This is a genomic window from Serratia sp. JSRIV002, assembly GCF_019968725.1.
In the GTDB taxonomy this organism is placed as follows: domain Bacteria; phylum Pseudomonadota; class Gammaproteobacteria; order Enterobacterales; family Enterobacteriaceae; genus Chania; species Chania fonticola_B.
The window spans coordinates 4667677-4692007 of the sequence record NZ_CP074143.1; the positions used below are offsets into that span (position 1 = coordinate 4667677).

21 protein-coding genes are annotated in these 24331 nt (G+C 55.1%); 4 read left to right on the forward strand and 17 right to left on the reverse strand.

Annotation, left to right across the window (positions count from 1 at the left end; translation table 11 throughout):
• The first annotated feature begins 55 nt into the window (after window positions 1–55).
• Both proS and KGP26_RS21990 read left to right on the forward strand, forming a co-directional pair.
• Window positions 56–1774, forward strand: coding sequence for a proline--tRNA ligase (gene proS, locus KGP26_RS21985; RefSeq protein ID WP_223664617.1), 1719 nt, complete (start codon window positions 56–58; stop codon window positions 1772–1774).
• 65 nt (window positions 1775–1839) lie between these two features.
• Entirely contained in the window at window positions 1840–2697 is an 858-nt protein-coding gene (locus KGP26_RS21990; RefSeq protein ID WP_021806094.1) for a YaeF family permuted papain-like enzyme, read from the forward strand.
• Between the two features lie 19 nt (window positions 2698–2716).
• On the opposite strand, the gene nlpE is transcribed toward KGP26_RS21990, so the two are convergent.
• Genes nlpE through KGP26_RS22005 form a run of 3 tightly spaced genes read right to left on the reverse strand, consistent with a single transcriptional unit; the run spans window position 2717 to window position 4409 of the window.
• Window positions 2717–3403 (reverse strand): envelope stress response activation lipoprotein NlpE, encoded by a 687-nt coding sequence (nlpE, locus tag KGP26_RS21995; RefSeq protein WP_021806095.1) that lies wholly within the window; start codon window positions 3401–3403, stop codon window positions 2717–2719.
• A gap of 40 nt (window positions 3404–3443) precedes the next feature.
• Window positions 3444–3857, reverse strand: coding sequence for an alternative ribosome rescue aminoacyl-tRNA hydrolase ArfB (gene arfB / locus KGP26_RS22000; RefSeq protein ID WP_223664618.1), 414 nt, complete (start codon window positions 3855–3857; stop codon window positions 3444–3446).
• Between the two features lie 3 nt (window positions 3858–3860).
• Entirely contained in the window at window positions 3861–4409 is a 549-nt protein-coding gene (locus KGP26_RS22005; protein WP_223664619.1) for a YaeQ family protein, read from the reverse strand.
• Window positions 4410–4623: 214 nt separating this feature from the next.
• Here KGP26_RS22005 and KGP26_RS22010 point away from each other — a divergent pair, with 214 nt between their 5' ends.
• Both KGP26_RS22010 and rof read left to right on the forward strand, forming a co-directional pair.
• A complete protein-coding gene (locus KGP26_RS22010) occupies window positions 4624–4824 on the forward strand; it encodes a YaeP family protein (protein WP_024529521.1) in 201 nt (66 codons plus the stop codon).
• A complete protein-coding gene (gene rof, locus KGP26_RS22015) occupies window positions 4817–5074 on the forward strand; it encodes a Rho-binding antiterminator (protein ID WP_223499701.1) in 258 nt (85 codons plus the stop codon). The genes KGP26_RS22010 and rof overlap by 8 nt, the downstream gene beginning before the upstream one ends.
• Window positions 5075–5125: 51 nt before the next feature.
• On the opposite strand, the gene KGP26_RS22020 is transcribed toward rof, so the two are convergent.
• The 14 genes from KGP26_RS22020 to fabZ form a co-directional block, all read right to left on the reverse strand.
• Entirely contained in the window at window positions 5126–5440 is a 315-nt protein-coding gene (locus KGP26_RS22020; RefSeq protein WP_021179932.1) for a cytochrome c, read from the reverse strand.
• A 10-nt stretch (window positions 5441–5450) separates the two neighbouring features.
• Window positions 5451–6776 (reverse strand): tRNA lysidine(34) synthetase TilS, encoded by a 1326-nt coding sequence (gene tilS / locus KGP26_RS22025; protein ID WP_223664620.1) that lies wholly within the window; start codon window positions 6774–6776, stop codon window positions 5451–5453.
• A 56-nt stretch (window positions 6777–6832) separates the two neighbouring features.
• Complete coding sequence (dtpD, locus tag KGP26_RS22030; RefSeq protein WP_218518973.1) at window positions 6833–8293, reverse strand: dipeptide permease DtpD; 1461 nt, start codon at window positions 8291–8293, stop codon at window positions 6833–6835.
• Between the two features lie 59 nt (window positions 8294–8352).
• Window positions 8353–10491 (reverse strand): lysine decarboxylase CadA, encoded by a 2139-nt coding sequence (cadA, locus tag KGP26_RS22035; protein WP_021806099.1) that lies wholly within the window; start codon window positions 10489–10491, stop codon window positions 8353–8355.
• Between the two features lie 96 nt (window positions 10492–10587).
• Window positions 10588–11934, reverse strand: a complete 1347-nt coding sequence (gene cadB / locus KGP26_RS22040) for a cadaverine/lysine antiporter (RefSeq protein WP_021806100.1) — start codon at window positions 11932–11934, stop codon at window positions 10588–10590.
• Window positions 11935–12352: 418 nt separating this feature from the next.
• Window positions 12353–13903 (reverse strand): lysine decarboxylation/transport transcriptional activator CadC, encoded by a 1551-nt coding sequence (cadC, locus tag KGP26_RS22045; protein WP_223664621.1) that lies wholly within the window; start codon window positions 13901–13903, stop codon window positions 12353–12355.
• Between the two features lie 89 nt (window positions 13904–13992).
• The gene (locus KGP26_RS22050; RefSeq protein ID WP_098929928.1) at window positions 13993–14382 is read right to left on the reverse strand and encodes a VOC family protein; all 390 of its coding nucleotides are present in this window, start codon (window positions 14380–14382) and stop codon (window positions 13993–13995) included.
• Between the two features lie 16 nt (window positions 14383–14398).
• Window positions 14399–16537: a lysine decarboxylase LdcC gene (locus tag KGP26_RS22055; RefSeq protein ID WP_021806102.1), complete on the reverse strand. Its 2139-nt coding sequence runs from the start codon at window positions 16535–16537 to the stop codon at window positions 14399–14401.
• A 114-nt stretch (window positions 16538–16651) separates the two neighbouring features.
• Window positions 16652–17611 (reverse strand): acetyl-CoA carboxylase carboxyl transferase subunit alpha, encoded by a 960-nt coding sequence (accA, locus tag KGP26_RS22060; protein ID WP_021806103.1) that lies wholly within the window; start codon window positions 17609–17611, stop codon window positions 16652–16654.
• Window positions 17612–17623: 12 nt separating this feature from the next.
• Window positions 17624–21112 carry a DNA polymerase III subunit alpha gene (gene dnaE, locus KGP26_RS22065; protein WP_071682796.1) on the reverse strand — a complete coding sequence of 1163 codons (3489 nt, stop codon included), beginning with the start codon at window positions 21110–21112 and terminating at the stop codon, window positions 17624–17626.
• Window positions 21113–21251: 139 nt separating this feature from the next.
• Window positions 21252–21857 carry a ribonuclease HII gene (gene rnhB / locus KGP26_RS22070; protein ID WP_021806105.1) on the reverse strand — a complete coding sequence of 202 codons (606 nt, stop codon included), beginning with the start codon at window positions 21855–21857 and terminating at the stop codon, window positions 21252–21254.
• Window positions 21854–23002, reverse strand: coding sequence for a lipid-A-disaccharide synthase (lpxB, locus tag KGP26_RS22075; protein ID WP_059201635.1), 1149 nt, complete (start codon window positions 23000–23002; stop codon window positions 21854–21856). The genes rnhB and lpxB overlap by 4 nt, the downstream gene beginning before the upstream one ends.
• 3 nt (window positions 23003–23005) lie before the next feature.
• Window positions 23006–23794, reverse strand: a complete 789-nt coding sequence (gene lpxA / locus KGP26_RS22080) for an acyl-ACP--UDP-N-acetylglucosamine O-acyltransferase (RefSeq protein WP_021179920.1) — start codon at window positions 23792–23794, stop codon at window positions 23006–23008.
• Between the two features lie 3 nt (window positions 23795–23797).
• Window positions 23798–24253 carry a 3-hydroxyacyl-ACP dehydratase FabZ gene (gene fabZ / locus KGP26_RS22085; protein WP_021179919.1) on the reverse strand — a complete coding sequence of 152 codons (456 nt, stop codon included), beginning with the start codon at window positions 24251–24253 and terminating at the stop codon, window positions 23798–23800.
• Between the last annotated feature and the right edge of the window lie 78 nt (window positions 24254–24331).

Sequence of the window (24331 nt, forward strand, 5' to 3'; positions counted from 1 at the left end):
GCGGCCAACCCTGGCAGCCCGATGCAATTTGCAGTTCTAACGGAACCAAAACACCATGCGTACAAGCCAATATCTGCTCTCCACACTGAAGGAGACACCTGCCGACGCCGAAGTGATCAGCCACCAGTTGATGCTACGCGCCGGGATGATCCGCAAGCTGGCCTCCGGTCTTTACACCTGGCTGCCGACCGGCCTGCGCGTTCTGAAGAAGGTTGAAAACATCGTTCGCGAAGAAATGAACAATGCTAACGCGATCGAAGTTTCCATGCCGGTAGTTCAGCCCGCAGACCTCTGGCTGGAAAGCGGCCGCTGGGAGCAGTATGGCCCGGAATTGCTGCGTTTTGTCGATCGCGGCGAACGTCCGTTTGTACTTGGTCCAACCCATGAAGAAGTGATCACCGATCTGATCCGCAACGAAATCAGCTCCTACAAGCAGCTGCCGCTGAACTTCTTCCAGATCCAGACCAAGTTCCGTGACGAGGTTCGCCCACGTTTTGGCGTAATGCGTTCGCGTGAATTCCTGATGAAGGACGCCTATTCCTTCCACACCACCCAGGAATCCTTGCAGGTCACCTACGACGCGATGTACGAGGCCTACAGCAAGATCTTCAACCGCATGGGTCTGGATTTCCGTCCGGTGCTGGCCGATACCGGTTCTATCGGTGGCAGCGCTTCACATGAGTTCCAGGTGCTGGCAGACAGCGGTGAAGACGATATCGTGTTCTCAACCGGTTCCGACTATGCTGCCAACATCGAGCTGGCCGAAGCGGTTGCCCCCGCTCAGCCACGTGCTGCGGCAACCGAAGAACTGCGCATCATCGATACGCCGAACGCCAAAACCATCGCCGAGCTGGTAGAGCAATTCCAACTGCCAGTAGAGAAAACGGTGAAAACCTTGATGGTGCACGCCAGTGAAGAGAGTGGCCACAAGCTGGTTGCCCTGCTGGTGCGCGGCGATCACGAGCTGAATGAAATCAAGGCCGAGAAACTGCCACAGGTCGCGGCTCCGCTGACTTTCGCCACCGAAGAAGAAATCCGTGCAATCGTCGGTGCAGGCCCTGGCTCCCTTGGTCCTGTCAACCTGCCGATCCCAGTGGTTGTCGATCGCAGCGTAGCGGCCATGAGTGACTTTGGCGCCGGTGCCAACATCGATGGCAAACACTACTTTGGCATCAACTGGGAGCGTGATCTGCCGCTGCCACAGAGCGCCGATATCCGTAACGTGGTGGAAGGCGATGCCAGTCCAGACGGTAAAGGTACGTTGCTGATCAAGCGCGGTATCGAAGTGGGCCACATCTTCCAACTGGGTACCAAGTACTCGGAAGCGATGAAAGCCACCGTACAGGGTGAAGATGGCCGTAATCAGGTGCTGACCATGGGTTGCTACGGCATCGGTGTGACGCGCGTCGTAGCTGCTGCCATCGAACAGAATCACGATGACCGTGGCATTATCTGGCCAGACGCGATTGCCCCGTTCCAGGTAGCCATTCTGCCAATGAACATGCACAAGTCATTCCGCGTGCAGGCACTGGCTGAGGAATTGTACGATACCCTGCGTTCACACGGCATCGACGTGATCCTGGACGATCGTAAAGAGCGCCCAGGCGTGATGTTTGCCGATATGGAACTGATCGGCGTACCTCACTCCATCGTGATTGGCGATCGTAACCTCGACAGCGAAGAGATTGAGTATAAAAATCGCCGCGTTGGCGAGAAGCAGATGATCAAAACCGGCGAAATCGTTGATTTCCTGCTGGGCCAGATCCAACGTTAATTGATAGACCAAGCCCCCCAGATGGGGGGCTTTATTAATGGATATTGTTGTTAAAGGATTAACTTATGCCATTACGCAGCCCCTCGGCTACCTGCCTGTATGCTTTGCTTTCGGTGTTTTTGACCGGTTGCACGATGAACGTAGGCTTATCCGACCGTGAAAAACACTCCATCAATCCCGTCAACGTTCAGTTCCAATCGTTAAGCTCCGCCCCAGGAAAAACGCTGCGCGAAATCAATCAGGCCGACCTGCAAGAGGGTGACCTGCTGTTCTCCTCAACGATTGGTTTGAAATCACTCGGGATCCGTATCTTGAGTACTTCGTCAGTCAGCCATGTTGCCGTGTATATTGGTGAAGGCCAGGTTGCCGAAGCGGTAGGGGAAGGCGTGCAGATTATCAGCCTGAAAGATGCGCTGACCCATAGCGACAAGATGTTTGCTTTGCGCATCCCCGATCTGACACCGGAGCAGGCTAGCCAGATCCGCCAATTCGCCAGCCAAAAGGCCGGCAGCCGGTATAACTATCTGGGTATTGCCGAGATGGTGCCCTTTATGATGACCAAGCAACTGTGTTCACTGAACCCCTTCTCTGCCGATTTCCGCCAGCAATGTGTACAAGGCTTGGCCGCAGCCCAGCTCAAGGCACCGACCGGCACAGAGTCGTCCTATTTTTGTTCGGAGTTTGTGATTGCCGCGTTTGAAAACGCCGGACATCCGTTGACGTTAGCCGCCCCAGGCTGGGTCAGCCCAGGCGATTTACTGCATATGCGCGAAGGGGATATTGCCACGCTGGCACCTAGCAAAGCGCTGGTTTACGTGGGCCATATCAAACCGGGGATCTATTTACGTTCGCGGGCGTTAGCTAAAAACCAACCCACACTGATATCTGCAACGGACAACAATAACGACCCCATCATCAAATGATGAGGCCATAATTCGTTGATTAATTAGCACAGCTCTTGCTGTTGTCGAAAGTGATTTTGCCACCCGGCTCCGGGATCAGCGCTTTTTGCATCTGCCCTTCCTCCATGGAAGGCTGCACGCTGAAATGCCCGTTCAACATCAGGAATACCGGTTCGCCCGGCGCCCGCTGAGCCTTCAGATAGCCCTGTTCCAGCGCGATATTATTCGCTACCGGGAAGGTTTTGCCGGTGGCACAATCCTGGAATACCGCCGCGTCGGCCATATAGGTATACAACCCGGTCAACGGCATCGGCGTTTTCGGCAAGGCTTTGGTCACCGGCGACAGCACATAATTAAGCTGAGAGACAATCGGTGCTCCACTGCGGTCCAGCATTCTCAATTGCTTGCCTTCCGGATGGAAATAGCGCTTTTCACCATTGCTCTCGGTCAGCACCAATTTATCTGCCGTGCGCGCCCATTTACCGTAGCTGGCAAAGGTGCTATCGCCATCTCTTGAACCGCGATAGGTTTCCTGCAAGATAAAGGTGCCGTCTTGATCGAGGAACAGTGTGGTGTCCAGCCCGCTGCAATCGGCACAGGGCAATAAGCCCTGATAGCTCTGCTGCATCGGCTGAAGCGGCTGTTCTTTTGGCTGGTATTGATTATTACATCCCAGCAATGAAAGGGCTCCTGCCGCTAAAAACAGGGCAATGGTTATTTGCTTCAAGTTATTCTCCTGTTGTCATCCGTTGATGCCAAGACGCCGCCTAAGGTAAAACCTTGCCGCGCAGCGCCTTGGTCGCGCCTTTACGCACTTTGCCTTCGAGACGGCGTAATTTGGCGCCTTTACTTGGTTTGGTGGCCCTGCGCGTCTTTTCGACCACCATCGCCTGTTGGATCAGTGCCACCAGCCGGGCCAGTGCCGCTTCACGATTCATTTCCTGGCTGCGATATTCCTGCGCTTTGATAATCACCACCCCATCACCGGTCACTAAATGATGATTAAGCGCCAGCAGCCGTTCTTTATAGTACTCTGGCAGGCTGGACGCCCGGATGTCAAAGCGCAAATGGATCGCCGTTGAGGTTTTATTCACATGCTGGCCACCCGTCCCCTGCGCGCGGATCGCCGTTAATTCTATTTCGTTGTCCGGTATGGCTACGTTTCTTGACAGTTCCAGCACCGGTTATACCTGCGCCTGCTGCCATTCGGCAAATTGAATTTCCAGACTATTCTGAAGGTCTGACAGCCAGATAGTGCCTTCCTGCAGCGTGGCCTGTAGCGTCATATTGCGGCTGGCTAACGCGGTCAAGCGGGACAGTTGTTCATCATCGAGAAAGCGAATGCTCAAGTTCTTGTGGTTAGCAACTTTGCTCTGCATAGACTGCCACCAGACATGCCCGGCGCGATCGCCATAGGCGTAAAGCACCACCCGAGGTGACTGATTGCAGGCTTTCTTGATGCGTTTCTCGTCCGGCAGCCCCAGCTCTATCCACATCTCCAGCCCGTTATGGTCGTTGCGCCGCCAGATTTCCGGCTCGTCTTCCGCACTCAGGCCTTTGGTAAACACCAGGCGCTCATCGGCATGGCAGATCCAGGCCAGTAGGCGTAGCATCATGCGCTGTTCGGTTTCTGAAGGATGCTGGGCCAGGGTGAGCGTTGTGTCGTGATAAAAGTGATGATCCATATCAGCGATATTGAGCGTGGCTTTGTAAATTGTTGCTTTCAGCGCCATGGGTAACCTCTTTATTAACAGGCCACATTGTACTTGATCAGGGCAGTCCGCAGCCAGCACGGGGAACGTCAGGAGTGGACTAATGCCCAAAAAGAGGAACTAATAACTCACTAACACCTGTGCTATAGTCCTTTAGATAGGATTTAACCCCGAGTGTCTGTGCCTTATTGCAGCCTGCGTGGCAATAATGCAGAGATCCTAAAGGGAGGCCATTGTGCAACAATACTGTGAGTTAGTACGACGTTTTTACGCTCAGATCGGCAGTGGAGATCTAGGCTACGTGCCGGATGCACTAGCATGTGTGTTAAAGGCATTGGACGAGGTTGCCGCGAATAGCGAGCTACCGTCCTCCGTTAGGGAACAGGCGGCATTTGCCGCCGCTAACTTATTGGTGAGCGACCATGTTGATGAATGATGAGTACCAATCCATCAATTGCGATGACTATGAAAGCCTGGAACTCGCCTGTCAGCATAACTACATTCTGAAGCTAGAGTTACGCGACGGAGAGAAGTTCGAAGGCATTGCCACCGAGTTGAAATTTACCAAGGGCGTTGAGTACCTGATTGTCGATCAGGCCGGTAGCGCTCTCAGCTTGCGTCTGGATCACATCCTCAGTTTCAGTCATCCGGAAATCGGTACCGTGGTTGTCAGCCTATCAGACTGATATAGCGGTAACGCCATCTCCACAGGGCAGCCCAAGGGCTGCCCTCGTCATTTAAGGCTTCAGGCTGGCGTAATAGGCCGCCAGGTCGGCAATATCCTCATCCGACAACCCCGAGACATAGGCCTTCATTACTTCCGCCTGCCCGCCAGAGCGCTCCCCTTTCTTGTAAGCCTGCAAAGAGTGCTCCAGATACATTTGATTCTGCCCGGCCAGGTTCGGGTACATAGGTACCGAAACCTTGCCTTCCGCGCCGTGGCAAGCCATGCAGCTGGCCGATTTATTCTTCCCTGCCGCCGCATCGCCCGCCGCCATGGCGGAAAAACTCAGCACGCTTGCCATCACTACCATTACGCTCACCAATTTCATTGCCCACTCCTCACAGCAGATTGTTATTATTTTTTTTCCAGCCAAGCCGCCAAGCCGGTTGCCCCGCAGACGCTTGCCCTTCCTCAGTAATAAATACGCCCACGGCAGCGATTAACTGCTCATCATAATAGACCAATGGGATACGTTCACGCTGCCACGGTGGAATAGCCAACTCTTGCCACAGTTTTTTGATCGGACGTGAACCGGCACGGCCAACAATCCGCACCCTGCCCTTGGCGGTAAAACGCACGCTGACCGACTCATGCTCTAAAGGGGCGCGTATCTGGCATTCACCTTCGCCCACGTACAGAGTACCCAGTCCGTCTGGTAACGCCAGTGGGGCCTCATTAGGCCAGGGCAATTGTGCGCCGCTCAGATCAGACATCAGCGGTAGCAGATACAAGCGCTGGCGAAAACGGCGGATCTGGTAGTTCCCGAGTTGCAACTGTGGTTCGGCATCTTCCCGGCTTAACGCCACTTCCTGCCATAGCCGATGCAAGCCATCTCGCGCAGGCATGGTGACGCCAAACAGCCCAATCCAGCGCCGTAGCAAAGCATAGCGCCTGGCCGCAGAACAGGTAGCCAATTCGGCGATAGCGAGCGAGTTTTCGCCATCCAGCAGTTGGGTCAATTGCTCGGCCAGCAGCTCATCAAGCAGTTGCTCCTGCTCGGCACATAATTCAGCGCTGCGGGCGGTGGCGGCAGCAAAATGCGGCCAACGTTGATTCACTATCGGCAGAACGTTCAGACGTAAGAAGTTGCGATCGAAGCGGGGATCCTGATTGCTGTCATCCTCGATCCACTGCAGTTGATGCTGGTGTGCGTAGGCTTCCAACTGCTGACGAGATATTCCCAACAGCGGGCGCAATAAGGGATTGTTATCCAAACGGGTTTGTGCCGCCATGGCAGACAACCCCGCAGGGCCGCTGCCCCGTTTTAAGGCCAGCAAGAAGGTTTCACATTGATCGTCAAGATGCTGCGCCGTCAGCAAAGCCTCGTCTACGGCCAACGTTTCTGCAAAAGCAGCGTAGCGGGCCGAACGGGCCGCTGCCTCAATGCCCCCTGGCCGTCCCTCAAGCTGTACATGTTGTACCACCAGCGGTACCTGCCAGCGTTCGCATTGCTGCTGGCAATGTGCCACCCAATCATCGGCAAAACGGCTCAGGCCATGGTGGACATGCACCGCGCGCAGGGCAATGTCCGGTTGCTGCTGGCGCAACAGCATCAGCATATGCAACAGCACGCTGGAATCCAGGCCGCCGCTGAACGCCAGCAGTAGTTGGCGCTCAGCCCCTAGATGGTCGGCAATCTGTGTCAGGAGGTGGTGGGTCTTCATCAATTGAGCTTAGTGACATCTACATAGCTGCACGTTAACCAGCCCACCGCCATCAATCAAGCATTAACCGCGCTATCATTGCGCCGGGTCATTCCCCACCACAGCCCCAGAGCCGCCAGCACCAAGGCGGCGCAGCCTGCGGCTCCCCAGCCTATCTGGGTGAAAACCTTGCCATAAGCTTCGATCATCGCATTACCCAGTTGGCTTTCGGTGGTCTGATTGGCAATCAGGCCCGCGAGATAATTAGCCACCGACCCGGTCGCCAGCATATAAATACCGGTCAACACGCCGGTGACGCCAGGAATATCCAACCGGGTGATTTGGGCCATCGCCACCGGATCGATAAACAGTTCGGCAAATCCCATCACCGCCAGCCCGGCCACCATCATCCCCATCGAGGCCTGGCCATGCAGTTCCCCCCAGCGCGCATTTAGCGCCATCAGCATAAAGCCCACCGCAATCAACAGCAGGCCAAAGGCAAACTTGCACCAAATGCGCACCGTCTGAGCGTTTCCCTGGCTGCTACGCATCAGCCAGGCCAGCAGTACGCCGCCCAGCATGACCGCAAAGGCGTTTACCGACTGGAACAGCGCAGTAGGTACCGACCAGGAGAACCATTGCCGGTCAACAAAGTGATCGATAAACAGGCTGATCGAACTGCCGCCCTGTTGGGCAAAGGCCCAAAACAGCGTCCCCAGCAGCATCAAGATGATGATTTGCCATAACGCCCGCCGTTGTTCACCGCTCACCCGCCAGAGGATACGCATGACGATCACCACCGCAACGGCGCACACTACGCCAAGCAGATAGCCGGCCCAGTTGTGAATAAACAACAGCGCGAAAAACAGCGGAGCACACAGCACCCCAGCCACCAGCCAGAACCAATGCGGCAAGCGTAGCGTGGTGGCCTGTATCAGCGGGATATTCACCCCGCGCGTATGCCGAAAATGTTTACTTCCCGACAGGAAGATCATCAGCCCGGCAAACATCCCTATTCCCGCCAGCGCAAAGCCGACGTGCCAGCCATAACGTTCAGCGGCCAACCCACAGGCGATCGGAGCCAGGATAGAGCCAACGTTCCCCGCCGCATACAGCAGAGAAAACCCGCCTTCCCGCCGTGGATCCTGCGCCTGATACAGCTCTCCCAGCAGGCAGCTGATATTGGATTTAAACAGGCCGTAGCCGCAGATGATTATGCCCAGCGCCAGGTAAAGAGAGTTGGCAGAGACCGAACCCAGCCCCAATACGATATGGCCCACGGTCATCAAGGCCGCCCCGGCAATCACCGAGACGCGGTTACCCAACAGGCGATCGGCCAGCAGGCCGCCCAGAATGGGGGTGACATAAACCAAAGAGGCATAAGCGCTGAAAAGGGTGATGGCGTGGCTATCGGAGTAGCCTAACTGGTGGGTCAGATAGAGGATCAGTAACGCGCGCATGCCGTAAAAACTAAAATACTCCCAGATTTGGATTGCAACGACATAGTAGATAGCGCGCGGCTGTGAGGGTGTTTTCATGGTGTACTCCCATCAGGATAAGCAAGGGGAAAGCGTCTGTGCTTTCCCCTGTGATGCCATTATTCCGCTTTCAACACTTTCACCGTGTAGCGGCCATCCGGCTGGCGGTACGCCCCGTGAATATCGGTCTCAAAGCCCGGATAATGCGCGCCGATTTCACACAGCATTTGCAGGAACTCCAGCACCGGGCGGCTTTCTTCGGTCAGCATTTCCCCCGGCATCACCAACGGCACGCCTGGAGGATAAGGCAGGATCATATTGGCATTGACCTTGCCGACCATATCCTCCAGATAGACTTCCTCCACTTCCCCGTGCAGCTCTTTCTGGAAGGCGTGGTAAGGGTTCATCACCATAGTTGGCAGCACTTCAAACGCACGGTACATCAGGTCCGGCAGGTTGTGATGCTCGACCAGGCGATGGATGTTCTGCGCCAGATCCTGGATGCGCATGTTTTCATAGAACTCAGGCGCTTCCTGATACAGCGATGGCAGCATGTTTTTCACCCGCAGGTTCAAATCGAACGAGCGTTTGAAATCGGTCATCGCGCGCAGTAGGCTCAACGCTTTGGTTTTATCGATACCAATGCTGAACAGGAACAGCAGGTTGTACGGGCCGGTTTTCTCCACGATGATGCCGCGCTCATCCAGGTATTTGGCTACCAGGCTGGCTGGGATACCGAACGGCTGCATCTCACCTTCTTTGCTCATCCCGGGGGTGAGGATGGTCACCTTGATCGGGTCGAGATACATGTGTTCGTTATCGATGTTTTTGAAGCCGTGCCAGGCGCTGTCGGAACGCAGCGGCCAGCATTCTGGCTCATCGATATGCTCAGGCTGCCAGACGTCAAAGAACCAGCCTTCGGACTCCACTTTCAGCCGTTTGATTTCCTTGCGGAACTTGATGGCACGCTCGATGGAACCGTTAATCATGCGCTTACCGGCGTTGCCCTTCATCATCGCAGCGGCGGTTTCGGTGGACGCCACGATGCCGTAATGCGGCGAGGTAGTGGTGTGCATCATATAGGCTTCGTTAAAGGTCTCTTCGTTGATGTCCCCTTTAACGTGGATCATCGAAGCCTGCGAGAACGCCGCCAGCAGTTTGTGGGTCGACTGGGTTTCATAGATCACCTTGCCTTCAACCCGGCCCCCGCTCATACCGCATTTGCCTTTGTAGATCGGATGGAAGTTGGTGTAAGGCACCCAGGCAGAATCAAAGTGGATCGATTTAACGTCCAGAGTCTGTTTGATGAAATCGGTGTTGTAGAGCAGGCCGTCGTAGGTGGAATTGGTGATCACCGCGTGCGCTGGCCAGCTGGCGTTCGGCGTTTCTTTCACCCGCTTGGCGATAGTAGCGCGGCTGAATTCGCTCTGCGGGATACCGCCGAGAATACCGTAGGCATTACGGGTTGGCCGGAAGTAGATCGGCGTGATGTCACTCATCATCATCAGATGGGTCAATGATTTGTGGCAGTTACGGTCGATCAGCACGGTGCTGCCTGCCGGAGCGGCATACATACCAACAATCTTGTTGGCGGTAGAGGTGCCGTTGGTCACCATGTAGCTGCGTTCGGCATTGAACACGCGGGAAATATACTCTTCGGCCTCTTTGTGCGGGCCGGAGTGATCCAACAGCGAACCCAGTTCGGAAACCGAAATGGAGATGTCAGACTTCATGGTATTCGGGCCAAAGAAGTCATAGAACAGGCTGCCTACCGGGCTTTTCTGGAAGGCGGTGCCGCCCATATGGCCTGGAGTACAGAAGGTATATTTGCCTTCACGCACGTATTTGAACAGCGCCTTGGTCAGCGGTGGCAGGATGGCATCGATATACTCGTCGGTGTTCTGTTTGATCTTGGCGGCGATATCTTTTGCCGCGCCCAGCGCGTATTCGAAGAAGCGCACCTGCATGCGCAGATCGTTGAGGCTGACATCAAGCGTCGAATAGGTATTGGCAAAGGCATACAGCGGCATGTATTCATTGAGCTGGCTGATCTCTTCGCACAGCTCAAGGTTGTATTTGTCCCAATCGAAAATCACGCCGCACAGGCGGGCATTGTTTTCGATCAGCTTTAATAAATCTTCACGGTCATTAGGGTAGACGATGCGGAAGTCCAGGCTTTCCAGCGCCTGATGCAGTTCGCGGATCGGCTCTTCTTTGAAGTAGACACCCATGTGATTCATGATGGCAATAACGTTCATAATCATTTCTCCAGGCAAAGCGGGCCCCTTCCCGTCGCGGCTGACAGGTCGGAAAGAAAGGGGCTGGGTAAATTCAGTGGGTCAGAGCACGCAATCTCAGTGCGCTTTGGCCGTGGTGCTGTCGTTGACCGCTGCGGCTGCTTTGGCAACCTGGCGGGTATTCATTTTGCGGGCATAGAACATCAGGATGATCAGGCTGACGATAAAGGTGCCGGACAGCTCGAAGGAGTTGGCGCCCATCAGGGCGATAAAGCAGAATCCACAGCCCAGTACCGACGCCACCAGGCTCAGCAGGTTACGCACGTTGACGCCTTCAAAGCGGATCAGGTCAACGCAGGAGTAGAAGTAAGGCAGCATGGTCAGCAGCACCGCGATACCGGTCAGTTCGCCGAACAGGTCGGAAGCCTTGCCACCACTGGAGTTCATCACGGTGATCAACACCATCAGCGCGGTCATTTTGCAGCTTGCCAACAGCAGGCCCTTCTTCGGAATGCCGTTTTTATCCAGTTCGCCATACACTTTCGGGAAGTTGCCGTCGTTGGCCGCACGCACCCCGGCCTGGCCTACCAGCATCATCCAGGAACCCAACGAGGTCAGGCAGGCAAAGGCGGTGAAGGCGGATACCATCGGAGCGGCCCAGTTACCCATAATGGCGGAAGCGCTGATGGCGAATGGCGCACCGCTGGCGGCCATTTGCGCCGCTGGGAACATCCCGCTCATCACCTGAGTGGCGGCAATGTAGATAATCCCAGCCAGGCCGGTACCCAGCATGGTAGCCAGTGGTACGGTACGTTTAGGGTTTTTTACCATCCCGGTGCTGACGGCGGCGGATTCAACGCCGATAAACGCCCACAGGCAGAGCAGGATACTTTTCACCACGGCATGGCTGTCGGTGGTACCCGAGGTATTCCAGTTGGCTTGATAGGTGGCAACATCAAACCAGTGCCAACCGGCCACGGCGGTGACCACTACCGGGATCAAGACCAGTACCAGGCCCAGCGTGGTCAAGCGGCTGACCCAGGTGCCCCCCAGCAGATTGACAAAGGTGAATATCCAGACGATGGCGATACAGGCAATCCCGGCCGGTACCGGATTATTCAACGCGGGGAAGAAAGTAGAGAGATAAGAAACGGCGGTAATGCCGATTGCCAGGTTACCGATCCAGTTGGCATGGTAGTAAAGTACGCCAGTCTGGAAACCGAACGCCGGGGAGATTTCCCCCGCATAGGCAATTGGCCCACCCTGCTGCGGGTTTTTGGTCGCCAGGCGGGCGTAAACATAAGCCAATGACATCGCGCCGATGATAGAAATCACCCATCCCCAGATGGCGATAGATCCCAGACTTGCCAGGTTTGCCGGTAATAAGGCAATCCCGCTCCCCATCATATTACCGGCGACGACGCCGGTGCAGGCAATAAGCCCTATTTTCTTGGATGAAGCCATGGTCAGTTTCTCCTGATTATCGATGCTGGTAAGTGCTGAGCATTAAGAGGCGAGATTAATGAACAGACTTGATAATCAGGATGCTAACGATCGGCCCAAATAAAGTCCTAAAGATAAGGTGAAATTACGCTCATGATCCTACAAATGAGATCTGGAGGTTTTTGACTCACTTATCAAGAAGGCAGGATAAGCTAAAGAAAAGATAAAGTTTGTTTAGAAACAACAGGATATTTACATGGGATAGCGGGAATTAAGAGTGAAGCCGATGGGAGTCATGCAGAACGCCGACACGCCGTAAACCCATCCCTGGGGGCTCGCAATCGCGCATCCCTGCGCTCAACGGTCGGCTAACCTGCATGACTCCCACCGACCTTAGACTTTAAGTGTCGCTGTTTTAAAAGAACAGTTGGCAATAGAGTTATTTTTGCGTGTCGTAGTTGTCTAAATAAGGAACAACGGCGGTGACTGAGGTTTGGAATACGCCATTACGGATCCAATGCAGCGTATTTTCACCGGGGCGAAGGTTGAAAGCCGTAATATAAGAATCCGCAGCCTGATGGTTATGGCCCTGCATTTCGTAGACTTTGCCTAGTAATACATAGTTCAACCATGACATCTGTAGATCGATAGCTTTATTAATGGCGCGATAAGCCTCATCGGTTTTTCCCTGCGACAAGGCATCGACGGTAACTATCTGCTGCAAGATGGGTGAATTTACCAATGCTGGTAACGTCCCCAGCCGGGTAATATCCGTTCGTAGCTGTGCGAGTTCGGCCGCATCAAGGGGTTGGTAGGAGTTACGCAACAAATCCACCAGCACTTTTTCGGCAACGGCATACTCAAAGTCCGGCGAGGCTTTGATTATTGCCTCCAATTGGCTGCTGGCGCGGGTCAGTGAGTCCGCATCTCCCTGTACCAGCAACTGATGTGCCTGATAGAAACGCTGCAGCGCCGGGCCATTTTGCGGCAGCAGCTGCGCCAAACGCTGCGCCAGTTGCTGCGGCCAAGGCTGTTTCAGCGCCGCCGACAGGCTGGCAAGGAAATCCTGCTGAATTTTTAGCTGATTATCGGTGGTAATAAAGTAGCGCTTATCCAGCATGATCGAGCTGTCGGCATTATCCACCAGCCGCACCGACAGGAAGCATTGCTGGGCACGGTAATGGCGTTGGTTAACGAACTCGATATACAGCGACTTGCCGGAGCTGCTCGGCCCGGCAAAGTTATAGTTGGTCTGATCGTGTACCAGAAACGTGGAATAGGTATTCAGCGCGTCGGTAACCAGCTCACTCACGCCAACTACGTAAGAGAGCTGTGGCGTCCAGTTGCTGCAGCTGTTACCCCCCTGGATACGAATATCGATATCACGCGGGTTGAGCAACACCGGCATAGTGGACACCGGCACGCGCTGAGACAGGGTCGCAATGCCAACAAAGGCGACGCAGGCAGACAGCGCCGCCAGAAAAGCCAGCCAGACCCAAAAGGGTGAGCGTTGATAAAAACGACCTGCCGCACTAGGTAACAGGGTCTTTGGCTTGGTGGGCGGGCGCGGCGGTATATAGGCGGGAGCCTCTTCCTCGCTGCCATCTTCCGGCTCATGCATTACCACGGCCACCTGGGGTAGCAACGGCGGCGCGTCCTCCCCCTCTTCACACCACATGACCGGTGCCGTTAGTTTATAACCGCGTTTGGGGACGGTGATGATGTATTCGGGGCTGTCTGGATCGCCGTCTTTCAGATATTTGCGCAGTTCGGAAATACACTGGGTCACCACATGGTTGGTGACGATATTACGCTTCCAGATGTTATCAATCAGCTCGTCGCGGCTGAGCACCACGTCCGGGTGCTGGGCAAAGTACTGCAACATATCGATCAGGCGCGGTTCCAGCGTCCGTTGACGCCCATCACGGCTTATGCGGTTGTCGGCCGGGGTGATCAGCCACTCCCCGACGCGGAAAACAGGCTCTTGCATGGCGGAAATAACTCTGTGGACACTGAGGGCAAGGGCGCGATGATAGCATAACGACCCATAACTTGGGCCGTTCTCAGCAGATTAAGCATTCATAGTTCATATAATTCGAGCGGTAATCCGTCAGGATCGCTGAAAAAGGTAAAGCGGGATTGGGTATAGGGATCGACCCGAACCGGCTCGCAAACGACCCCTGCCGCCTGTAAATGCGCGATCGATGCCTCGATATCCTCTACGCTGAATGCCAGGTGACGCAGGCCACAGGCTTCCGGGCGGCTCGGCCTGGCTGGAGGGGATGGGAAAGAAAACAGTTCAATGACGTATTGGCCATTCAGCGCCAGATCGGCTTTCCAGGAGTCACGTTCTTCACGGTAATATTCCGCTAACAGGGTGAACCCCAGGATATCGCAGTAAAAGTGCTTACTGGCGGCGTAATCAGAACCAATCACCGCTATATGGTGAACCTGTCGTAATGCCAACATGGATGGACTCCGTAAGTTATTTAGTTTTCAGCACCTTCACCAGATAGCGCCCATCCTCGGTCAGTTTAGCGCCGTGGATATCGGTTTCAAAACCTGGATAGTGTTCACCGATCGAGCACAGCATCAGCAGGAAATCGAGCACCGCGCGGCTCTCTTCGGTGATCATCTCCCCCGGCATCACGACCGGTACGCCCGGCGGATAAGGCAGGATCATGTTCGCCGCCACCTTGCCGATCAACTGATCGATCTCGCAGGTTTCCACATTGCCGCGTACCTGCTGCTGGAACATCTCATAAGGCGTCAGCTTCATTTCTGGCAATACGTCAAACGCACGCAACATCAGGCCCGGTAAATCGTGCTGGCGGATCAGTTGGTGGATCCCGGCGGCCAGATCCTGAATGCGCATATGGCGGTAGAAGTCCGGATCTTCCGCATACAGATCCGGCAGCATGTTCTTCACCCGCAGGTTAAGATCGTAAGCTCGTTTGAAATCCGTCAGGCTGCGCAGCAGGCTCATCGCCTTGGTCTTGTCGATACCAATGCTAAACAGGAACAGCAAGTTGTACGGGCCGGTTTTCTCCACCACGATCCCACGCTCATCCAGGTATTTCGCTACCAGCGCGGCAGGGATCCCACTTTCCTCCAGCTCACCCAGTTCGTTCATCCCCGGCGTCAAAATGGTGACCTTGATCGGATCCAGATACATATGATCGCTGTCGGTCTGGCCAAAGCCATGCCAGTTATCGTCCGGATTCAGCGGCCAGCACTGTGCTTCGTCAATCTCTTCCGGCTGCCAGATATCGAAGAACCAGGTATCACTCTCAGCGCGCAGGCGTTGCACTTCACGACGAAAATGCAGGGCTCGCTCCACCGAACGGTTAATCATGCGCCGCCCTGGATTGCCACGTAGCATCGCCGCAGCGGTTTCCATTGAAGCCACAATGCCATAATGCGGCGAAGTGGTGGTGTGCATCATGTAAGCTTCGTTAAAGGTGTTCTCATCATAATCCCCTTTAATGTGGATCATCGAAGCCTGAGAGAACGCCGCCAGCAGCTTGTGGGTCGATTGAGTTTCATAGATCACCTTGCCTGGGATGCGATCGCCACTCATGCCGCTTTTGCCGTCATAAATCGGGTGGAAATTGGTGTAAGGCACCCAGGCCGAATCGAAGTGGATCGACGCCACGTCCAGCGTTTGCTTGATGTAATCGGTGTTATACAGCAGGCCATCATAGGTGGAGTTGGTGATCACCGCATGCACCGGCCAGCTGGCGTTGGCTGTGTCTTCCACCCGCTTGGCAATGCTGTCGCGGGTAAATTCGCGCTGGGGAATGCCGCCTAAAATACCGTACGCATTTCGCAACGGGCGCAGATAAATCGGCACGATGTCACACATCATCAGCAGGTGACACAGCGACTTATGGCAGTTACGGTCAATCAGTACCGTACTTCCGGCAGGTGCCGAATACATGCCGACAATCTTGTTGGCGGTAGAGGTGCCGTTGGTCACCAGATAGCTTTGCTCCGCGTTGAACGTGCGGGCAATGTACTCCTCCGCCTCCAGATGCGGGCCAGTGTGATCCAGCAGCGAGCCGAGCTCCGTCACCGAGATGGAAATATCCGCCTTCAGGGTGTTGGCACCAAAGAAATCGTAGAACAGGCAGCCCACCGGGCTTTTCTGGAACGCGGTGCCCGCCATATGGCCCGGCGTACAGAAGGTATATTTCCCCTCCTTCACATAGGTGAACAGCGCCTTGGTCAGCGGAGGAGTGATGGTATCCATATATTCATCGGTATACTGGCGAATGCGCTGGGCGATATCGTCGGCAGCGTTCAGACCATACTCGAAGAAATAGAGCACCATACGCATTTCGTGCAGGTGGACGTCAAAGGTGGAGTGAGTGTTGATAAACGCATACAGCGGCAGGTATTCATTCAGCTCATTGATTTCGCTGCACAGCTCCAGGCTGTATTCATCCCAGTCGAAGATCACCCCACAGATACGCGCATTGTGTTCGATCAGCTTGAGCAGGTCACCGCTGTTCTTCGGGAACACCAGTTGGAAACCCATTGAGGCCAGCGCCACGTGCAGTTCGCGGATAGGCTCGTCTTTGTAATACACGCCCATCGGGCTCATGATCGCAATGATATTCATCGCAGCTATCCTTCAGTTAACTACCAATAGCTTATAACAACATAAAAAGCCGGGGCTGTCTTACGCGCATAAAAAAACCGCCCCGAAAGGCGGTTAGTCATCAGGCGAACAAACTCAGCAGTAACCGTAGTTCATCAGCCGTTGATAGCGACGGTTGAGCAACTCTTCGTTGTTCAGGCCATCCAGATCCGCCAAGTCCGCCAACAGTTGGGCTTTCAGCGAAGCCGCCATTGCCGGTACGTCGCGGTGAGCGGAGCCCAAAGGCTCTGGGATCACAGAATCGATCAGCTTCAGCTCTTTCAGACGCGGTGCAGTGATGCCCATCGCTTCTGCGGCAATCGGTGCCTTATCGGCACTTTTCCACAGGATCGAGGCACAGCCCTCCGGCGAGATCACCGAATAGGTGCTGTACTGCAGCATATTCACTTTATCGCCCACGCCGATCGCCAATGCCCCGCCGGAGCCGCCTTCGCCGATCACGGTGCAGATCACCGGGATATTCAGGCGAGACATTTCACGCAGGTTGCGGGCGATCGCCTCAGACTGGCCACGCTCTTCCGCACCCACGCCAGGATAAGCACCTGGGGTATCGATGAAGGTGATCAGCGGCATCTTGAAGCGGGAGGCCATTTCCATCAGGCGCAGCGCTTTGCGATAGCCTTCCGGTGCTGGCATACCGAAGTTGCGGCGGATTTTCTCTTTGGTTTCACGCCCTTTCTGATGACCAATGATCATCACCGGGCGGCCATCGAGGCGCGCAATACCACCGACAATGGCTTTGTCATCGGCATAGGCGCGATCGCCTGCCAGCTCTTCAAAGTCGGTAAAGATGTGTTTGATATAATCCAGGGTATAAGGACGGCGCGGGTGGCGTGCCAATTGGGCAATCTGCCAGGCCCCAAGATCGGAAAAAATCTTGCGCGTCAGCTCAACGCTCTTCTCACGCAGGCGCTGAACCTCTTCGTCCAGATTAATATCTAATTTTTCGTCTTGACGGCTGACTGCGGTCAGCGAGTCAATTTTCGCTTCCAGCTCTGCAATCGGCTGTTCAAAATCAAGAAAATTCAGACTCATAGCATTCCTATTTTAGTCAAATTCCAGTTCCACCTGCTCATTACCTACCAAGGTCCGCAAATCTATCAACAAGCGGTCGGTCGGCGTCACGCGCCAAGTTGCACCAAAGCGCAATCTTGCCCGTGCATCTTCCCGTTGATAGTAGAGATGCACTGGAATCGTCCCCGAGCGATGGGGTTCCAAAGACTGACGGAGACGGTTCAAAAGCTGGTCATCAATTTGCCTGTCCGTCAGCGAGATAGCAAGCCCGCGAGCGTATTTTTCACGTGCTTCACTGATGTCCATTAATTCACGAGCGGTCATTTTAAGCCCGCCGTTAAAGTCATCAAAGCTGACCTGTCCAGTCGCGATCAGGATACGGTCTTTTTCCAACAAATGCTGGTATTTTTCCAAGGCATCGGTGAATAACATAATGTCCAGACGCCCAGAACGGTCATCCAGCGTACAAATGCCGATGCGGTTGCCGCGTTTGGTCATCATGATCTTGGAAGCAATCACCAACCCGACGGCAGTAGTCATCTTGCCGCGATCCGTCGGATGCATATCTTTCAGGCGCTGGCCACCGGCATAGCGCTCGATTTCTTTGAGGTACTGAGTGATCGGGTGGCCGGTAAGATACAGCCCCAGCGTTTCCCGTTCACCATCCAGCACCACCTGTTCCTGCCAAGGGGGAACGTTGGCGTAGGATTGCTCCACCTGTTCCGGCGCTTCCGCCAGCACGCCAAACATATCCGCCTGGCCGATGGCTTCGGCTTTGGCGTGCTGATCGGCCGCTTTAAGCGCATCCCCCAGGGAGTTCATCAACGCGGCGCGGTGTGGCCCCAGGCGATCGAACGCCCCAGACATGATCAGCTTTTCCAGGATACGGCGGTTGAGCTTTTTAATATCGGAGCGGGCGCACAGGTCGAACAGATCTTTGAAATACCCCTGCTCGCCGGAATTACGCGCTTCGATAATTGCTTCGATCGGCCCTTCCCCCACGCCCTTGATGGCGCCGATGCCATAGACGATCTCGCCCTCATCATTAACGTGGAAGTGATACTGCCCGCTGTTGATGTCCGGCGGCAGGATTTTCAGGCCCATGCGCCAGCACTCATCCACCAGCCCCACCACCTTATCGGTATTATCCATATCGGCGGTCATAACCGCGGCCATAAATTCGGCCGGATAGTGGGCCTTCAGCCACAGCGTCTGGTAAGACACCAACGCATAGGCAGCGGAGTGCGATTTGTTAAAGCCATAACCCGCGAACTTCTCTACCAGATCGAAGATTTTTACCGACAGTTCGCCGTCAATGCCGCGCGATTTCGCACCATCTTCAAAACCGCCGCGCTGCTTGGCCATCTCGACCGGGTTCTTTTTACCCATGGCGCGACGCAGCATGTCCGCACCACCCAGCGTATAGCCAGCTAATACCTGAGCGATCTGCATTACCTGTTCCTGGTACAGGATGATGCCATACGTCGGCTCCAGCACTGGCTTCAACGATTCATGCTGCCACTGGATATCAGGATAGGAGATCTCTTCGCGCCCGTGCTTACGGTCGATAAAGTTATCTACCATGCCGGACTGCAACGGGCCGGGGCGGAACAGCGCTACCAGTGCGATCATGTCTTCGAAGCAGTCAGGCTTCAGACGTTTGATCAAATCCTTCATGCCGCGCGATTCAAGCTGGAATACCGCAGTGGTTTCCGAGCGTTGCAACATGTCGAAGCTTTTCTTGTCATCGAGCGGAATGGCCGCGATATCTATCGGTTCCAACCCGGTCTTGGCGCGACGGGCGTTAATCATCTCCAACGCCCAGTCGATGATGGTCAGGGTACGCAGACCGAGGAAGTCGAACTTCACCAGCCCGGCGTATTCCACGTCGTTCTTGTCAAACTGGGTGACCGGGTGGTTACCTTCGGCATCGCAATAAAGCGGGGCAAAGTCGGTGATCTTGGTTGGCGCAATCACCACGCCCCCGGCGTGCTTACCGGCGTTACGCGTCACGCCTTCCAGCTTGCGCGCCATGTCGATCAGCGCTTTGACCTCTTCGTCTGCCTCATAGATTTCTGGCAGCTGCGGCTCTGCGGCAAAGGCTTTTTCCAGCGTCATGCCCGGATCGGGCGGCACCAGCTTGGAGATACGGTCAACGAAGCCATAAGGATGCCCCAGCACGCGACCCACGTCGCGGATCACCGCTTTCGCCGCCATGGTACCGAAGGTGATGATCTGCGATACCGCCTCACGGCCATACATGTCCGCCACGTGCTCGATGACCAGGTCACGCTTTTCCATGCAGAAGTCGACGTCGAAGTCGGGCATCGAGACACGTTCCGGGTTCAGGAAGCGTTCGAACAGAAGGTCAAACTCCAACGGGTCGAGATCGGTGATTTTCAGCGCATAGGCCACCAGCGAACCGGCACCGGAACCACGCCCCGGGCCTACCGGCACGTCGTTATCTTTCGACCACTGGATGAATTCCATGACGATCAGGAAGTAACCCGGGAATCCCATCTGGTTGATCACTTTCAGTTCCAGATCCAGACGCTCATCGTATTCAGGACGGCGCTCGGCACGGACCTCCGGATCTGGGAACAGGAACTCCAGACGTTCTTCCAACCCCTCTTTGGACTTGAGCACCAGGAAATCTTCGGTGGTCATATCGCCGGTGGGGAACTGTGGCAGGAAATATTCGCCCAAACGGATGGTGACATTACAGCGCTTGGCAATTTCCACACTGTTTAGCAACGCTTCCGGGATGTCGGCAAACAGCTCGCACATTTCCTCTTCGCTGCGCATGTACTGCTGCGGGCTGTAGTTTTTCGGGCGTTTGGGATCGTCGAGCGTGAAGCCATCATGGATCGCTACGCGGATCTCATGGGCATCAAAATCATCTTCCACCAGGAAACGGACGTCGTTGGTGGCGACTACCGGCAACCCACGTTCGGTTGCCAGGGCTACGGCGGCGTGCAGATAGTTTTCTTCATCCGCACGGCCAGTGCGGATCAGTTCGAGATAATAGCTGTCCGGGAAATGCTGCTGGTAAAACTCCAGGCATTGATCGACCAGGGCCTGGTTGCCACGCAGCAGAAACTTGCCGACGTCGCCCATGCGTGCACCGGAAAGCAGGATCAACCCGCTGCGGTGTTCTATCAGCCAGTCGCGATCGATCACCGGACCGGCCGGGCCATAACCGCGCTGATACGCCCTGGAGATTAATAGGGTGAGGTTTTGATAGCCAACGTTATCGGCTGCCAGCACGGTAAGCTGTGCCAGCTCATCGCCCAGCTCTTCGCTTTGCACATGGAAATCCGCACCGATGATCGGTTTGATCCCGGCACCGTGCGCACTGCCATAAAACTTCACCAGACCACACATATTGGTGAAGTCGGTGACGGCCAAGGCTGGCATGGCTAACGCGGCAGCTCTTTTCACCAACGGGCCGATCTTGGCCAATCCATCAATCATGGAGTAGTCACTGTGGACGCGCAGATGAATAAAACGAGGTTCGGCCATATCCAGATACCAACGTGTTGGGGTTCAGCACACTGAACCAGGGTTACATTAGGGTATGGGGAAGATCACCGTAGCCATTTCCCCTCACCCCGACCCTCTCCCAAAAGGAGAGGGGGCGTAATTTTAAGCATCGCGTGAACTATGCGAACGAGCCAGATTCCAGCACTCGTCTGACCGGGGCAAAACTGCGGCGATGATGCTCGGTAGCACCCAGAGCAGCCAGCTTTTCCAGATGGAACGCAGTCGGATAGCCCTTGTGTTGGGCAAAACCGTAATCCGGGAAAATCGCATCCAGCTCGGTCATCTCGCGATCGCGGGTCACCTTCGCCAGAATCGATGCAGCACTGATTTCCGCTACCCGGCTATCCCCTTTCACCACCGCTAACGAACGCATCGGCAATTTGGGGCAACGGTTGCCGTCAATCAACACCATGTCCGGTGCGATATGCAAACCCGCCACCGCACGCTGCATCGCCAGCATGGTGGCATGCAGGATATTCAGTTGGTCGATCTCGACCGGTTCAGCCCGCCCCAGGCTCCAGGACAGCGCCTTTTCCAGGATCTCGTCGTATAACGCCAGGCGGCGCTTCTCACTGAGCTTTTTGGAATCCGCCAGGCCAACAATCGGCCGTGCAGGATCGAGGATCACCGCAGCGGTCACAACGGCGCCCACCAAAGGCCCGCGCCCCACTTCATCCACACCGGCAAACAACCGGGCGGCAGGGTAAACAAAGGGTTCCATCATGCTTTCGCCAGCTCCAATACAGCCTGAGCGGCCTGTTCATCGGCACCACAGCGAATGCTCTGATGCAGTTCAAGGAAGGTCTGTTTCAACAGCTCCGTCTGCGGGCTGTCTTCCAGCAACGGCAATAACGCCGCGGCCAGCTTATCCGGTACACAATCGTGTTGCAGCAGTTCGGTGACGATTTCACGCCCCGCCAGCAGGTTAGGCAATGAGACATACGGGGTTTTGACCAGCCGCTCCGCCAGCCAGAAGGTAAATGGCTTCATGCGGTAGCCCACCACCATCGGGCATTTTGCCAACATGCATTCCAGCGCTGCGGTGCCGGAAGCCAACAGTGCCGCATCGCTGGCCACCATTGCCTCACGCCCTTTGCCATCCAGCAGGTGAACCTTGAGCTCCGGCGCAACCTCGGCCTTGATGCGCTCAAACTGCTCACGGCGCTTGGCATTGACCAAAGGCACCACCACTTCCAGATCGGGATAATGCTCGCGTAGCAGTTGTGCGGTACGCAGGAAGTCACCACTGAGCATTTCCACTTCGGCATTACGGCTGCCGGGTAGCAATGCCAAACAGCGAGCGCCCGGGGCAATGCCCAGCGTAGCGCGTGCGGCCAGCTTATCCGCCTGCAATGGCATCGCATCGGCCATGGTATGACCGATAAAGCGGCAAGGGACGTTGAAACGATCGTAAAACGCTTTTTCGAAAGGGAGGAACGCCAACACCAGGTCGGTCGCTTTACCAATTTTGAAAACGCGTTTCTGACGCCAGGCCCAAACGGACGGGCTGACATAGTGAATAGTGCGGATACCGCGCTGTTTCAGGCGGCCTTCCAGCGTGAGGTTGAAGTCTGGCGCATCAATACCGACAAACACGTCAGGCTTCAGCTCACTGAACCGGCGGGTCAGATCCTTGCGGATCTTCAACAGGCGTGGCAGACGCTCAAGCACCTCTACCACGCCCATCACCGCCAGCTCTTCCATTTCGTACCAGGTTTCACACCCTTCGGCCTGCATCAGCGGGCCAGCGACACCGACAAAGCGGGCGCTTGGGTAGTGCGTCTTAAGCGCACGAATTAAACCGGCACCCAGAATATCACCGGAAGTTTCCCCGGCGACCAATCCGATAGTCAATGGACGATTTGGCATAACTCAGCGAATAATCCCACGGGTAGAACGCGCAAAGAAATCGAGGAACTGCTGCACCACGGGCTGCTGTTGCGCCAGAGTTTCGATCTCTGCTTTAGCCTCGTCGAAGGTCTTCTCGCTGCGATAGAGGATTTTGTAGGCGTTGCGGATCGCCTGCATTTCATCCTTATCAAAACCACGGCGTTTCAGGCCTACGGCGTTAATACCAAATGGCGTTGCGTGGTTACCCTGCGCGATGACAAAAGGCGGTACGTCCTGAGCGACACCGGAGCAACCACCGACCATCACATGGGCACCAATCACACAGAATTGGTGGATCGCGGTCATGCCGCCAATGATGGCGAAATCGTCGATCTCCACGTGACCAGCCAGCGTGGCGTTGTTGGCCAACACGCAGGAATTACCCACCACGCAGTCATGAGCAACGTGCACGTTGACCATCAGCAGGTTGTCATTACCGACTTTGGTCAGGCCCGTTCCCTGCGCAGTACCGCGATGAATGGTGACGCTCTCACGAATGCGGTTACGATCGCCGACTTCAACCCGAGTCGGTTCGCCAGCGTATTTCAGATCCTGATTCACTTCACCAATAGAGGCAAACTGATAGATCTCGTTATCGCGGCCAATCTTGGTGATACCGTTCACCACCACATGCGATTTGAGGACCGTACCCGCGCCGATTTCCACCTGGGAGCCGACGTAGCAGAAGGGACCTATATGCGCACCAGCGCCGATGACGGCGCCTTCTTCAACGATCGCACTTGGATGGATAAAGGCGGTTTTATCAATCACGGATTATGCCTCCCGGCTGCGGGCACACATCATGGTTGCTTCGCAGACAATTTTTCCGTCGACGGTCGCCACGCCTTTAAAGCGGGTTAAACCACGACGGGTTTTTTCGAAAGTGACTTCCATAATCATCTGATCGCCAGGCACCACAGGGCGCTTGAAGCGAGCCTCGTCAATACCGGCGAAATAGTACAGCTCGCCCGGTTCCAGTTTACCCACGCTCTTAAATGCCAGGATACCCGTGGCCTGAGCCATAGCTTCCAAAATCAGCACGCCTGGAAAAATCGGTTTACCAGGGAAATGCCCCTGGAAAAACGGCTCATTAACGGATACGTTCTTCACTGCACGCAGATATTTATGCTCTTCGAAATCCAATACACGGTCAACCAGCAAGAATGGATAACGGTGAGGAAGCAGTTCCAGAATTTCTGCAATATCTAGAGTATGAGTGTCAGTAGTCAAAATACTCTTCCTGTCTCTAAAAACTGATGGCATCAACAACACGGCCTGCGTTGACCCCAAAAAGGAGATCATCAGGCA